The organism is Coxiella endosymbiont of Amblyomma nuttalli (assembly GCF_018107685.1).
GTDB lineage: Bacteria > Pseudomonadota > Gammaproteobacteria > Coxiellales > Coxiellaceae > Coxiella.
This window is the reverse complement of sequence record NZ_CP064834.1, coordinates 551,212-565,954: the sequence shown is the minus strand read 5'-3', so window position 1 is coordinate 565,954 and position 14,743 is coordinate 551,212. Positions and strand designations below refer to the sequence as shown.

The following is a 14,743-nucleotide window of genomic DNA, read 5'->3' as shown; positions in this document are numbered from 1 at the left end:
TGACAAAGTAGTTTCTTATGTCTGGTTTTGAAAGGAAGAAGCGGATAATTAAATTGAGGTTTTCGCAGAAGATATATAAAATATATTTTACAGAGCTAGAAGAAATAACAAATAACCCAATCTCAAAGCTAACATCGTACTATATAATTTCAGACTATTTTTGTGGTATTTATTTTTAATCGATTTTAAAATTCTCTAAATTTTTTTGAACCCCAAACGGAAATACGCATGCTTGTATCATTTTTGATTCATTTTTTGTTTTATTCATTTTTTAAATGATTATTTTTTTAGCTTTAGTAAAGAAGTATAAGAAAAATAATTTTTTAACAGAAAGTGTTTGTAAAGGTAGTATAAATAATAACGATTATGTAATTCTAAATTCATCCAACTTAGTAAGAACAGTCATCTAGTTTGATTACCAAAATGAGAAGTGGTTTTCTAAGTTCTCTGCTATTGTGAGGCTTCTCCAACTATTGTAAAGAACTTAGCTAAGCACTATCCTAACCGACCTTAAACTCATGATTAGTAACACTCATGAAATTGGGCAACTAATTACAATGAGGTAGCTTGTTAGTATTTTAAAAAATTTGATAATCAGTCTATTATAAGAACTTATAAACAGAATAGGTATTGATGATTAAACAGGCCAATTTGTAGTTACTACAGTATTCAATCTAGTAGGTGTTAAACTGTTGCATCATATAAAAGCTAAAGGACCAATAGAAAATCATAGGTAAAACTCTACCTCATAATTAGCAAATGCATTATTAACCATATGCTTATCATTCCTTGAACATTCTTTAATTAAAAAGAATCTTTATCGAGAGACTCATGGTAATGAGTCCAAATTAGCGATAGAAAAAAATATGTGAAACAGGACAATGTTTTCTTGATGTGTGGTTTTCCTTGTTACCTATTGATAATATTGGCAATATATTAGATTAGTGTAGGAAAACATATTGCTATTTGTAAGTAGGCACAGATTGTTTTTATTGAATTGAATGAGTTATGATTTATTTTAAGATAAAAGCGTGATGATTGAAAAAAAAATCAGTAATCAAAAATTGAAAAAATTAATAAAATTTTCCCTGCTTATATTGATTGGTTTAGCTGGTATTAGTTTGACAGGTTGCCATGCCATCATGACTGGAATGTTAAAACCTGAAGGAATGATTTCAGTTGAAGAGAAAAATATTTTTTTTGATTCATTGGCCTTAATGTTGATCGTCGTGATTCCTGTTTTTATCATGAGTTTTAGTTTTATTTTACGTTATCGTCTGGGAAAAAGCACGTCGGATTACCGTCCAAATTGGGGGCATAGTATTCTTTTGGAAACTATTTGGTGGAGTGTTCCTTGTGCTGTCATTCTTGTTTTAGGGGTTATGACGTGGATTATGACCCATAAACTTGATCCTTATCGTAGAATAGATATTCCTGGTAAGTCTTTATTGGTTCAGGTAATTGCATTACCATGGAAATGGCTTTTTATCTATCCTGAACAAAATATTGCTACCGTTAATTACCTTGAAATTGCCAAAGGTCAACAAGTTGAATTCCAGTTAACCAACGACAATGTGCCGATGAGTGCTTTCTTTATTCCACAATTAGGTAGCCAAATTTATACTATGGCAGGCATGCAAACTCAATTACATTTGGTGGCATTGAAAGATGGTACTTATGTTGGGCTTGATAGCCAGTTCAACGGTGATGGGTTTTCCAGCATGCATTTTACAGTAAAAGTAGTTGAGCCGAATAAATTACAGGATTGGTTTATGAAAATTAAGCAATCAAAACGATCACTAACGGTTCCCGTTTATGAGAATCTTATTCAACCTTCTATCAATGAACCTGTACATTATTATTCAGCGATTATTCCCAAATTATTTCCAGAAATAATCATGAAGTATAAACAAACCACGGGTGTGTTTATGTAGTGGGAACATAGGTCATCAGGATATTGATTATTTTTAATTTATTTAAAGTGTAAAGGATCAGAAATGTTAGAAAAACTTATTTTTGGTGAATTGTCACTCACTGATATCCCAATTCATACACCAATTATCATGGGTGCTGGTATTTTTATGGTATTGGCTCTCATGAGCATACTGGCTGTTATCACTTTTACTAAGAAGTGGTCTTACATTTGGCATGAATGGATAACTTCTGTAGATCACAAAAAGATCGGCATTATGTATGTACTTCTGGCTGGCATAATGTTGTTACGTGGTTTTTCAGACGTGGTATTGATGCGTTCTCAGCAGGCTATTGCAGCTGGTACTCATATGGGTTATTTGACTCCAGAACATTACGACCAGATTTTCACAGCACATGGCGTTATTATGATTTTCTTCGTAGCCATGCCGCTAGTATTTGGTCTTGCTAATATCGTATTGCCGTTGATGATTGGCGCAAGGGATGTTGCATTCCCTTATCTTAATTCTTTTAGTTTTTGGATGACTTTTATGGGAGCTATGCTCTGTAATATTTCTTTAGTTGTAGGTGATTTTGCCGCAACAGGTTGGTTAGCTTATCCACCATTGTCTGAGTTATATTATAGTCCGACGGTGGGAGTAGATTATTTTATTTGGTCGTTACAAATTGCGGGAGTGGGAAGCCTTTTGGGTGGCATTAACTTTATTGTCACTGTCTTTAAAATGCGTTGTCCTGGCATGACTTTTATGAAAATGCCTATTTTTGTTTGGACTACCTTTAGCTCGATGATTTTGATCAGCTTAGCTTTTCCGATTTTCACGGTTGCATTAGCATTATTGGCATTAGATCGTCTGCTAGGGATGCACTTTTTCAGTCAATTTGCCGGTGGCAATATGATGATGTATATCAATTTAATTTGGGCATGGGGGCACCCAGAAGTTTACATTTTAATCTTACCCGCATTTGGAGTTTTTTCTGAGGTAGTGGCTACTTTCAGTCAAAAGAAATTATTTGGTTATGGGACAATGGTATATGCTACCGTAGTTATCACATTCTTATCTTTTGTTGTCTGGGCTCATCATTTTTTTACAATGGGCAGCGGAGCAGATGTTAACGCTTTTTTTGGTATCGCCACGATGATTATTGCCATACCAACAGGTGTAAAAATATTTAATTGGCTATTTACCATGTACAAGGGCCAACTTAGAATGCAAACACCCATGTTATGGGTATTTGCATTCCTTATTACCTTCACTATCGGTGGTGTAGCCGGTGTTTTAATGTCGGTGCCACCAGTTGATTTTCAGATCCACAATAGTCTTTTTCTAGTGGCGCATTTTCATAACGTAATTATTGGCGGTGCGCTCTTTGGATTTTTTTCAGGATTGATTTATTGGTTTCCAAAAACATTCGGATTTCGTCTGGATGAGCGATTAGGTAAGTGGTCCTTCGTTTTTTGGGTAGCTGGGTTTTATGCTGCTTTTATGCCGCTTTATCTTTTGGGTCTCATGGGTGTTGTGCGACGACTCAATCATTATAACGATGTCTATTTACAACCTTATTTAATTGTAGCCGCATTCGGTGCAACATTAATTATGATTGGCATCATATTGCAAATTATTCAGATTATTGTGAGCATAAAAAATCGTGATATATTGCGAGATAATACGGGTGATCCATGGAATGCTAGAACATTAGAATGGTCTGTTTCTTCTCCGGCGCCTTTATATAATTTCGTCTTTATTCCTAGAGTTGAAGAGCGGGATCAGTTTTGGGAAAATAAGCAGAAAGCGAAAAAAGAAAGATGTTCATGGAGAGTGCATCCCGAACAGGTTCAATACAAAGATATTCATATGCCGAAAAATACTCCAGCAGGCTTTGTAATTGCTATGTTTGCTGGAGTATTTGGATTTGCTATAGTTTGGCACATGTGGATTCCTATGATTATCGGCATCATTGGCGTTATTGCCACAGTAGTTGCTAGAACGTTTAATCGGGATACGTATTACTACATTAAAGCTGAGACGATAAAAAAAACCGAATTGCTTCATTATGAAGAGGCATTACTATGAACGCACATACATCGGCTACGGATCAGCATCACCATGCTGACACAATGGATGTTTTCGGTTTTTGGCTTTATATTATGACCGACTGCATTTTGTTTGCGTCGTTGTTCGCTACTTTTGTGGTATTGCATCACCCAGGTGTCGTAGGTCCAGCTTTAAAACCGCTAATCGATTTGTTTTATATTCTTTGGGAAACTTTTTTTTTGTTAGCGAGTAACTTTACCTATTATCTCGCCATATTTAATATTAATAAAAATAAATTACCACCTGTAATATTTTGGCTTACTTTAACTTTCATTTTAGGTGCTGGATTTGTCGTGATGGAGATTAAAGAATTTATCCATTTGATTGCAAATGGGTATAATTGGCATATTAGTGGTGCTGCCTCTGCTTTTTTTACACTGGTAGGCACTCATGGTTTCCATGTTTCGGTGGGTTTATTGTGGATATTAATTATAATGATTCAACTGCCGATTTTTAAAATCGATAGGAATATGAAAAGACGAATGATTTATCTGGGATTATTTTGGAATTTTCTCGATATCATCTGGATTTTTATTTTTACAATTGTTTATCTAATGGAGGCTATTTTATGAATGAAATACTTGCCGAAGATACGTACTACGACGATATAGGAAAAAAGAAACTAAGTGTCTACCTCTTTGGGGTAATTTTATGTGTCATCTTGACATTGATTTCTTTTTTTACGACACTATATTCGAAATTTTCTGTTAGCGTAGTGTTAGCTATCGTATTCATCTCCGCTGTTCTGCAATTTATTGTTCAGCTTATTTGTTTCTTACAATTGAATGGTAAAAGTGAACGAAACCTAATGTATCTTATGTCGCTTGTATTTACATTGGTGCTTCTGTTCGTCCTAGTTGGTGGTTCGTTGTGGATTATATGGAGTTTACGCTATTACATGACTACATGACGCAACAAAATAACTAGCTGATGTTATCATCACACAGCATGGCATAAAAGTGCGAGAGTCTATAGTCTCGAATATTTCGATGGGCGCCCGTAGCTCAGTTGGATAGAGTATTCGGCTACGAACCGAGGGGTCGGGGGTTCAAATCCCTCCGGGCGCGTCATTTATTTATATTATAGGCATAGATCTCCTCTAAAATACTGTTACCACATCGATTAGTTGATATTATTGTTGATGCAATATTAGTATTAAAATAATTAATCAAGCGATGTTTTTGGACTATCTTAGTAGTCTTAAAATTCCAACACAAGTAATCCCAAGGTTCGCAATGCCTATGAAAGAAAATTAGAACTGTGAATGATAATAATAAAAGCAAAGCAGGAAAACTTTCCCGCTTTGCTGTTCTTGATGAAGCATGCCTAGAAACGATATGAACTTCTGCCTCCACCATTACGACCACGGCCACCACGACCACTACTGCTTGGGTTATCTCGTGCGATGTTAACTCGAATTTTACGCCCTTGCATTTCTGTTCCGTCTGCAAGTAATGCAGCTTGTGCTGCGTTATGGTTAGCAAAAGTAATAAAAGCAAAACCTTTAGATTTGCCTGTATCACGATCCATAATTACTCTGGCATCTTCAATGTCACCATACTGGCCAAAGAAGGATTGAAGGTCTCCAGCTGTCACGTCGTATGACAGGCTCCCTACATAGATCTTATTTTGACTCATCGTCATTTTTCCTCGGTTGTAGAAATAAAAATGCTTTTGCAAGAATGTCAGGAACTGTCACTTGAAGAGAAGGCCCGTAACGAATCTATGCTCGGCAAACAATATTGTACGATAAAATTAGAGAAAAGAATACTCCTTGGATAGATAGTAGATTTTTCTAATCACTTTTATTGTTATTTCTGTCTGCTTCGCGATGCGCCGTTCCGTTAAGAGGGTATAAGCTTTGAGACTATTTTGCTAGATTGTGTGAGGCTACAAGAGTGGACTTATGTAAGATACAGTATCATATTCCTTGCATAAAAAGGGATATCCCTAAATACAAAAATAAAAGTGTAAAAAGTGTAAGAAGAAGTTCTCAACAAAACAGGAAAATTGCCGTTTGTTTAATGTACTATTTGCACTCTAATTGACGTAAGATTGGAGAAAATAGAAATTATTTACATTCACTCGATGATCATTAGAGCGAGAATGGAGAGAATAAAATAGGAGCAGAATAATATATTATGAGAATAATGTTTTACGACGCTTACCATACTTATAAAAACAAAAATCGGATAGAGATATCTAAAGAAATATCTAAAACGTTAGGAACATAATACCATTGACAAATGACAAATCCAGAATGTATTTTTTGCTCTAACCTCTTGTTTTCATGCACACGATATAAGCGCAAAGATAGTTTTCTTAAATTATAGCTTGGCAAATGTTATGAAAATAGGAGCAGTAAGTGATTGTCCCCAGCGTAATGTGAAGCTAGAAGTTAAATGGATTATGCTCGATCACTAAATGATATCCTTAACATTTATGGCATGGCAGGAAGTCAAAAAAACGCCACATTCTCCCAAGTTTAGGCTCTTAATCGGGTAATCTCGAGAGAAATCTTCGAGCAGGATCTTAGTATTCCTAACCGGTTAACTCGGAGCATGTTGCACACTCCACAAAATTCCCACTATCGTCCTGAGAATGCGACAAGAATGACACGACTAACACACCCATAGAACCAGATCCTATTTGCTCGAGTGACTATGGAGAACCACCACGACGACCAAACTAAAAGCGCCCAATTCTCTGCATGATTCTCCATTTTATTGGCTTATTCGGTGAGTATTTCTATTCTACTACACGCTTTTCATTATATCTCCTTCTTCTCCTCTCATTTTTTTATTCATGAATTGACTTTTTAAAAATTTCATTCATGAATCTCTATTTTTTTCGAGGTGCTTCTCGTTGCTTTAGGGATGGTAATTTCTAGAACACCATGTTTGCTTTTTGCTTTAATACGTTCCGAATCTACCGATTCAGGTAAACTAAACCGCCGCATAAATGAACCTTTGGTTCGTTCCACGCGTAAATAGTTTTCATCTTTTTCATCGACTTTTGTCTCTTTGTCACCTTTGATGGTTAATATATTGTTCTCCATTGAGACATCAATTTCTTTTGGATCAACACCCGGGACATCAGCACAAATAAGATAATGAGGACCTTTATCTTTAATATCAACACGGGGAGACCACTCACTGGAGAAGGTATCCCATAGTTCATTTTCAGTTGTCCATCCAAAAGGTTCAAATAGGCGGTTAATATCTTGTTGTAAGTGACCTAGAAGGCCGCCGCGAGGTTGCTGCTGGATAGTTTTAGTCATTGATTTGCTCCTTACTATCTTTAGTATATTGAAACGAAAATTATCGGACCACTACTTGGCTATATGAGGCATGAAGTTGAATATTTCAAGTTATGGCCTCGCTGTTTTTCTTTTACTATGGTAAGATGCTGCTCCAGCCGAGCGCCCGTAGCTCAGTTGGATAGAGTAGCCGGCTTCGAACTGGTTGGTCGGGGGTTCAAATCCCTCCGGGCGCGCCATTTGCTATTGCTTTGTCTTCAATTTTTCGCGATTTGCGATTTGAATTAATTAACTTTTGTCTCTTTTCGTCAACAAAATAAATTGATAGCAAATAAAATTTAAAATTTTTGTGTTATCTGAACCAATCATTGCATTTGAATAATACAAAATTATGGATCGATTATCGTGGAATAATGTCAGTAGCTTGTATTGGTGAATAAAAGGCATGTCAAGGACTAACAAAATATTGCTACATCATAATTACTACATCAAGTTTTATATGGTAAGCATACACAGTAGTGTGTGACAATTTTTTAATTGCTTCTATGTGGAGAGGATTTTGTATCCGACAATCAGAGGGGATAAGCATCAGGCGCCTTCCAGAGGTTTCTCTCATATTACTTACTGTTTTTCTTTTTTGAGAGGAGAATGATTTGGTACGGTACACACGTGACTATTACCCCGCTACGACGGGATAGGTGACTTTTACGCGGCGTAGCACAACGTCTTTTGGACAAATCATGCTATTCCTTAGGCATGAAGGGAAGCAGAATTCTACTCCTGACTCCTTATTCAAGGCATTAAAAACTATCTTGATTTTCCATTTCCATTTTGATTTTAATGAAAGAGTGCAAACCACTTGAGTATTTCTAGGCATATGAGAACTATTGTTGGGATCTACTGTTGTTGGGATCTATATCCCGTTTAATATTTTTTACCCTTAAATGCATCCGATTTGGTTTGTAGTACCTTAAGAGCCTATTTGGCTACCTACTATTTGTCTAGGATTATGTGAAACTCATTCTTGATAAAGGGATCACCTTTAATAAAGCAGTAGAGTGGTTCTTTATCTCAACGTTCCCTTTTGGTAGTTATTAGTTCTAACTTAGTATTGACGATGACGCTTGGATAAAACAAAGATCTGATCAATGACTTTTTTTAAATAGCGATGTAATGGACTATCGACGTTCTTGAATCAATCAAGGATTTGTGGGATCCTAAGCCCGCTCATCTAATTTAGTTAAAGGAGGAAACTCTATGGGAGATCAAGGCTGTTGTAACGAAAATGGAGTGTTATTACAACACAGCGATAATGCAGTTAAATCATCTAAACAGCGTGGGGAACTCATTGCATGGATAATTTTTTTTAGTGGTGTTTCTTGTTACTGCTTTGCTTATTTATTGCGTGTTTATCCCAGCGTCATGGAATATGAACTGAGTAGTTATTTTGATATTACGGCTGGAGGTTTTGGATTGTTGACTTCGTTTTATTATTTTGCATACGCACCAATGCAATTGCCGGTTGGCGTGATTTTAGATCGGGTAGGACCACGTCGCTCATTAAGTACTGCTTTAATGATTAGTACACTAGGAGTTTTTATTTTTGCTTATTCCAAATTATTTGATATCGCTTTAATAGGTCGTTTTATGGTGGGCTTCGGTGCTTCTTTTGCTTACGTCACTGCATTGAAGTTGGCTTCAACCTGGCTACCCAGGAAATATTTTGCAACAGCAACCGGGGTTGTTACTGGTTTTGGAATGGTGGCCGCTATTTTTACAGATATTTTTTTAACTCATGGTATAAATACGTACGGGTTTCGGTTTGCAATGTATTTTCCGCTTTTTATTGGAATAATATTAATTTTACTGGTATTTTTGATTATTCGAGATAAGCCTAAAGAGGAACAAATGACAGATGATGAAATGGTTGCCTTGAATTATCGACAATTAGGTGATTATTTGTGGGGCATGATGAGGAATGCGCAAATGTGGTTGACTGGTATTGTGGGTGCACTTTTATATTTACCCTCGTCAGTATTTTTGGATTTGTGGGCAATTCCTTATTTACGATGCGTACATCATTTAACACGAGAGCGAGCAGCTTGGGGTGCATCAACGATGTTAATGGGGTGGATTTTATCCAGTTTTGTTAGTAGTGCTCTTTCAGATGTTTTTAGGACACGCCGGATGCCTTTGTTAATTGGCTGTTTGTTGGCGACCATCGTATCTAGTACTATTTTATTTTGGTACGGGGTGTCCATTTACTTTTTGTACCCTTTGTTATTTATTTTTGGTCTTTGTTGTGGTCCACATCCCTTGTGCTTTACGCTAAGTAAGGAAAACAATCCGCATAGAGTTTCTGGTACAGCTATTGCATTTACAAATTTTGTCATTATGATGGGTGGGTTTGTCTTTCAGCCGATAGTAGGTGGAATTTTGGATTGTCTGTGGGATGGACGTCTTGAAAATGGCATTCGCATTTATAAAGCACATCATTACATTATCGCATTAAGTATTATCCCAATTGGATTATTCATTGCGAGCATTATTACCTTATTTATTAAGGAGACTTACCAACGGGATCATTAAATACTAGCGGGATTTTAAATACTAGCGGGATTATTAAATACTTTAATTTATTTTTCTGAGAATATTGGTAGTACATTTCAGTCTCGTTATTGAAGATCGTATTTGTTTCAACCGAAGTTTGAATGCCAAATACTGTTCCTTCAAAGTATCTGATTCCTTTAAAGTATCAATTGCTCGGTACTGTCTGAATAGAGCTATTAACTTCAAAGAATATATATGTATAAAGACTATTGAGGTATAAAGCCATATCATCACTATCAAGTACAAAATAAATATTATTCGCAATATCATGAAAAACCAAAAAGTATTTTTACTTTAATTTTTAATTGTATTACCTTATTAGTGATTCGTAGGTTTACAGATAAAGATTGTACTAATAGAAACGAACAAATGCCTAACATGTAAAAGAGGACCGTTTTCTTTTATTGCCTATTTCCGGATAGTCTTCGTAGAAAAATTATCCGAAATAGCTAAATTCTTAAATTTTATTTATTAGCTTATTTTTCGTTTTAGATACGTGATTAAAATAGGGCACACTGACATAACCAAACCGGTTATACTACGTGATATCTGAAGTAGATATATCGTATTTATTTAAAGGCACTAATGACTGGTAATTATTCATAAAAATCACGCTGAAAGCAATTGCGTTCAACGAGTTCCTTTTCCTTTCTTCAATCCTTTCTTCTAATATGTTTATGATAAATACAACATCATTAAAATCAAAGCAAACTATAAATTTTTTCAAATCTATTTCAGTAAAATAAGCGATAGAAATAATAAAAAGTTACCTTCCTCTTCTAAAATTTTCTATCAACTCAAATAACTTTCCAATTTTAATTTTTAAAATTTTTACCTTGAAACGCCGAAATTAATTTCAGAAATAGTATATATCATAATATAAAGCTCCAGAATATTTAAAGTAAAAAGCAAACCTAACTTCCTAAATTTCCAATTTGTGAATAGCAAGATTAAACCAACGTTTAAGATGTCTATAATTGCACAATTGTAGCACGAGCAAACTATTTTTACGTATCTCGACTCAATCTTAAGAATATACACTATTTACTTGCTTACCAGATGATGATAATTGTAAAAAAATCATAATCAAAAAGGATTTGATAATACAAAGTTTATAATCGAGCAGTATGCTAGTAAGGCTAATCGTTGTATTTTTCACTAAAATGTCTTCCAATTAACTTAATTAAACTTAATTAATTGATTAGTTCTTATAGAAAGATGCAAGCATGCTCTGATAATCCATAATTTCATCATCCTATATATGGTAAAACGCGATTCTATGTCATTGGAATAAAAAGAGCCTTCAATTCTTTAAATTATTAGCGTTAGTATTTCACCCTATTGAAACCTATAGTTTTTGTCGAAAGGTATTTTTAATTTTATTTTTCAATGATGCCTCCACCTAAACACTCATCATCTAAATAAAAAACTACGGATTGGCCTGGTGTAATAGCTCGTTGTGCTTGTTCAAATTTAACATGACAGCGATCTTCGTAAAGCGCGGTTACTATGCAGGCTTGATCAATTTGATGATACCGTATTTTTGCCTTGCAAGTTAAAGGAAAAAGTGGATGAATGCCGCTAATCCAATGTAAGTTCTTGCAAATTAATTCATGCGAATAAAGTAGTGGATGATTGTATCCCTGATCAACGATTAGTACATTGCGTTGAACATCTTTATCAATAACATACCATGGCTTATTGTTGGCATGAGCTTGACCACCAATGTGCAGGCCTTTCCGTTGAGCACGAGTATAGAACATAATACCATCATGTTTACCAACAATTTTGCCATCAGGTGTTTCCATATTACCAGGCTGCGCAAGTAAAAATTCACTTAAAAATTTTTTAAATTTGCGTTTACCTATAAAGCAAATTCCGGTACTATCTTTTTTGGCATGGGTAATAAGCGCTGCTTCTTTAGCAATGGCACGGATATCAGATTTTTGATGTTCCCCCAAAGGGAATAAGCTATTAGCTAATGGATATTGACTCAACAAGTATAAAAAATAGCTTTGATCTTTGTTATTATCAAAACTTTTTAATAGGTGATAATGACCATTTTTCTCTTTAATGCGTGCGTAATGTCCGGTGGCAAGATACTTAGCACCAAGTTTTTTAACGTATTTCAAAAGTGATTTAAACTTTATTTCTCTGTTACACCAGACATCCGGATTTGGGGTTCGCCCTGCATTAAATTCATCTAAACAGCATTGGAAGACATTATCCCAATATTCTTTACTGAAGTTCACCGTATATAATGGGATGCCTATATGGTTTGCCACCACTTTAGCATCGCTTAAGTCTTGTTCAGCGGTACAATAAGAATCTTCTTTGTCAACTTCCCAATTCTGCATAAAAAGTCCAAACACTTTGTAACCGGCTTTTTTTAAAATGAGCGCAACTACAGATGAATCTACTCCTCCCGAAAGACCGACTGCAATAATTTGATTTTTTTCAAATTTTGTCATGAAATTAGTATAACATTGGAAGATTGAAAAACAACGTACTTATTTAAAGTATCGCGAGTCAGAGTATTTGCGTCTTGCTTTAGAACGCGGTACATTTTAAAACGCGGTACATTAAGGTGTTTTTGAGGAGCAATACTATGAGTCTTTTAAATTTAATAGGTATTAGCGCAGTTTATGCTGCACCTATGATAGCTCAACAACCTCATACAGGAGGTTTTTGGTCGATGTTATGGTTACCATTGTTGTTAATCTTGATATTTTACTTTTTGTTAATCCGCCCACAGACTAAAAGAGCTAAAGAGCTTCGGCAATTGCTGGAAGGTCTATCGCTTGGTGATGAGGTGGTAACCACAGGTGGCATCGTAGCTAAGATAACACGATTGAAAGACAATTTTGTTGTTCTTGAAATTGCTAAGGGCACTGAAATTAGAGTACAAAAAGTCTCGATTGTGTCTTTACTACCCAAAGGAACGATCGATTTAGTTTAGCAATAATCTCTGATTTAGGGTAGTGCATGAACCAGTATTCATTATGGCGTTATATCTTAACAGCTGCATTTATAATCATCGTTATGATTTATGTGCTTCCTAACTTGTATGGCGAAGATCCTGCCGTACAAATTTCGGCGAAAGAAAACGCTGCAGTATCCACAACGCTCGAAAATTGTATTACTTCAGCTTTGGGTAATCAGCATCTACCTTATCGATCTATTCAATGTATTGGAAATGCTATCTTAGTACGCTTTCATGATGTAGATACTCAATTAAAAGGACAAAATCTGATACAAGCTATCGTAGGTTCAGATTATTCAGTTGCCTTGAATTTATCACCTCGAACGCCCAAATGGATGCAGGTAATTGGAGCAAAACCCATGCGATTAGGGTTAGATTTACGTGGTGGTATTCATTTTTTATTAAATGCTGATGTTGATACAATAGTGAAAGCTCAAGAAATAGGAGACTTACATGCTATGGCGACGGTTCTTCAAAAAAGACAGATTTGTTACCGTGATATAAATATATTGAGTGACATGCGTGGTATTAGCATTTGTTTTCATAATAAGACATTGCGAAATGAAGCTGGTGTATTATTACAAAAACAGTTTGCTGATTATGAGTTTAAAAAGCAAAGGCTTGGGCTTCAAGGCACCATGTTAAAAATGGTATTGCAGCAAATACAACAAAATGCAATAGATCAAATTATCACGATTTTACGAACACGAGTGAATGAGTTAGGAGTGTCAGAACCTGTGATTCAGCAACAGGGCATACATTATATTAGTGTTGATTTACCGGGTATTCAGGATACAGCGCGTGCTAAAGATATTATTGGTAGAGTGGCAACCATTCGTTTGCAGTTAGTAGATGTAAATCACGACGCCCAAATAGCAGCAAAAACGGGTTTGATTCCTTTTGGGTTGAAGCTCTATACATATGAAGGTCGTCCTATTTTATTAACGGAAGAAATGGTGCTGAGAGGAACTTCGATTATCAACGCATCTAGTATCGTTGGTGATAATGGCCGCCCAGCTGTCCAAATTCGCATAAGTGGTAGTGACGTATCTTCCTTCAATCGAATAACAAGTGAAAATATAGGGAACCCACTTGCTGTAGTTTATGTCGAGACACAAACTGCACGTCATTTAGAAAATGGTAAAATAGTTACGCGACATCAACAAATAGAGAGACTTATTAATGTGGCGACAATAGAAAATGCTTTGGGTAATAATTTTCAAATCACTAACTTGCCTACGATGGAGTATGCGAAGAATTTAGTATTATTATTACGTTCAGGTGCATATCCAGTTCCTGTAGATTTTATACAAGAACATGTAGTAGGACCCAGTCTTGGCAAGGAAAATATTCATATGGGCGTTTTATCGACAGAAATTGGCGCTTTGGTAATAATTTTATTTATGGTCTTTTATTATCATTTGTTCGGTTTGATTGCTGATATGGCACTAATATTAAATATTATTCTTATTATCGCTGCTCTATCAATTTTAGGAGCAACATTAACGTTACCTGGTATTGCTGGTATTGTTTTAACCGTTGGTATGGCAGTAGATGCCAATGTATTAATTAATGAACGTATTCGAGAAGAATTACGTAATGGCATGTTACCTAAGGTAAGTATTAAAATAGGCTATAATCGTGCTTTTTCGGCTATTGTGGACGCTAATGTAACTACATTGATTGTGATGCTTATCTTATTTACATTAGGCTCAGGTCCTGTTCAAGGTTTTGCGGTTACTACAAGTATCGGTTTACTATCATCTATGTTAACGGCTATCTTTTTTACTCGTTTGGTAGTTAATTTGATCTATAGACGTCGCCGTATTTCACGTTTGTCTATTGGTATCAAAACATAGATGGAGG

Annotated in this window: 10 protein-coding genes and 2 tRNA genes; 9 read left to right on the top strand and 3 right to left on the bottom strand. The window is 35.5% G+C overall.

What is annotated here, in order from left to right; genetic code table 11:
- The first annotated feature begins 1,034 nt into the window (after positions 1 to 1,034).
- The 5 genes from CEAn_RS02105 to CEAn_RS02090 all read left to right on the top strand — a co-directional run bounded on the left by CEAn_RS02105 (position 1,035) and on the right by CEAn_RS02090 (position 5,092).
- Positions 1,035 to 1,934: a COX aromatic rich motif-containing protein gene (locus tag CEAn_RS02105; RefSeq protein ID WP_211923586.1), complete on the top strand. Its 900-nt coding sequence runs from the start codon at positions 1,035 to 1,037 to the stop codon at positions 1,932 to 1,934.
- Between the two features lie 63 nt (positions 1,935 to 1,997).
- Positions 1,998 to 4,004, top strand: a complete 2,007-nt coding sequence (gene cyoB / locus CEAn_RS02100) for a cytochrome o ubiquinol oxidase subunit I (RefSeq protein ID WP_211923585.1) — start codon at positions 1,998 to 2,000, stop codon at positions 4,002 to 4,004.
- Positions 4,001 to 4,597 carry a cytochrome o ubiquinol oxidase subunit III gene (gene cyoC / locus CEAn_RS02095; protein ID WP_211923584.1) on the top strand — a complete coding sequence of 199 codons (597 nt, stop codon included), beginning with the start codon at positions 4,001 to 4,003 and terminating at the stop codon, positions 4,595 to 4,597. The genes cyoB and cyoC overlap by 4 nt, the downstream gene beginning before the upstream one ends.
- Positions 4,594 to 4,935: a cytochrome o ubiquinol oxidase subunit IV gene (locus CEAn_RS03720; protein WP_369804507.1), complete on the top strand. Its 342-nt coding sequence runs from the start codon at positions 4,594 to 4,596 to the stop codon at positions 4,933 to 4,935. The genes cyoC and CEAn_RS03720 overlap by 4 nt, the downstream gene beginning before the upstream one ends.
- Before the next feature lie 83 nt (positions 4,936 to 5,018).
- Positions 5,019 to 5,092: transfer RNA gene (locus tag CEAn_RS02090), tRNA-Arg, on the top strand.
- Positions 5,093 to 5,351: 259 nt separating this feature from the next.
- Here CEAn_RS02090 and CEAn_RS02085 read toward each other — a convergent pair.
- Positions 5,352 to 5,663 (bottom strand): RNA recognition motif domain-containing protein, encoded by a 312-nt coding sequence (locus CEAn_RS02085; RefSeq protein ID WP_211923583.1) that lies wholly within the window; start codon positions 5,661 to 5,663, stop codon positions 5,352 to 5,354.
- A gap of 1,189 nt (positions 5,664 to 6,852) precedes the next feature.
- Positions 6,853 to 7,305 (bottom strand): Hsp20/alpha crystallin family protein, encoded by a 453-nt coding sequence (locus CEAn_RS02080; protein WP_211923582.1) that lies wholly within the window; start codon positions 7,303 to 7,305, stop codon positions 6,853 to 6,855.
- Positions 7,306 to 7,446: 141 nt separating this feature from the next.
- Between CEAn_RS02080 and CEAn_RS02075 the strand changes: the two genes are divergently transcribed.
- Together CEAn_RS02075 and CEAn_RS02070 are read left to right on the top strand one after the other, a co-directional pair.
- Positions 7,447 to 7,523 (top strand) — tRNA-Arg (locus tag CEAn_RS02075).
- Positions 7,524 to 8,541: 1,018 nt separating this feature from the next.
- Complete coding sequence (locus tag CEAn_RS02070) at positions 8,542 to 9,873, top strand: MFS transporter (protein WP_211923581.1); 1,332 nt, start codon at positions 8,542 to 8,544, stop codon at positions 9,871 to 9,873.
- 1,400 nt (positions 9,874 to 11,273) lie between these two features.
- On the opposite strand, the gene mnmA is transcribed toward CEAn_RS02070, so the two are convergent.
- Positions 11,274 to 12,365 (bottom strand): tRNA 2-thiouridine(34) synthase MnmA, encoded by a 1,092-nt coding sequence (mnmA, locus tag CEAn_RS02065; RefSeq protein ID WP_211923580.1) that lies wholly within the window; start codon positions 12,363 to 12,365, stop codon positions 11,274 to 11,276.
- A 137-nt stretch (positions 12,366 to 12,502) separates the two neighbouring features.
- On the opposite strand from mnmA, the gene yajC reads away from it, so the two are divergent.
- Both yajC and secD read left to right on the top strand, forming a co-directional pair.
- A complete protein-coding gene (gene yajC / locus CEAn_RS02060) occupies positions 12,503 to 12,853 on the top strand; it encodes a preprotein translocase subunit YajC (protein ID WP_211923579.1) in 351 nt (116 codons plus the stop codon).
- A gap of 26 nt (positions 12,854 to 12,879) precedes the next feature.
- Positions 12,880 to 14,736, top strand: coding sequence for a protein translocase subunit SecD (gene secD, locus CEAn_RS02055; protein WP_211923578.1), 1,857 nt, complete (start codon positions 12,880 to 12,882; stop codon positions 14,734 to 14,736).
- Positions 14,737 to 14,743: the final 7 nt, after the last annotated feature.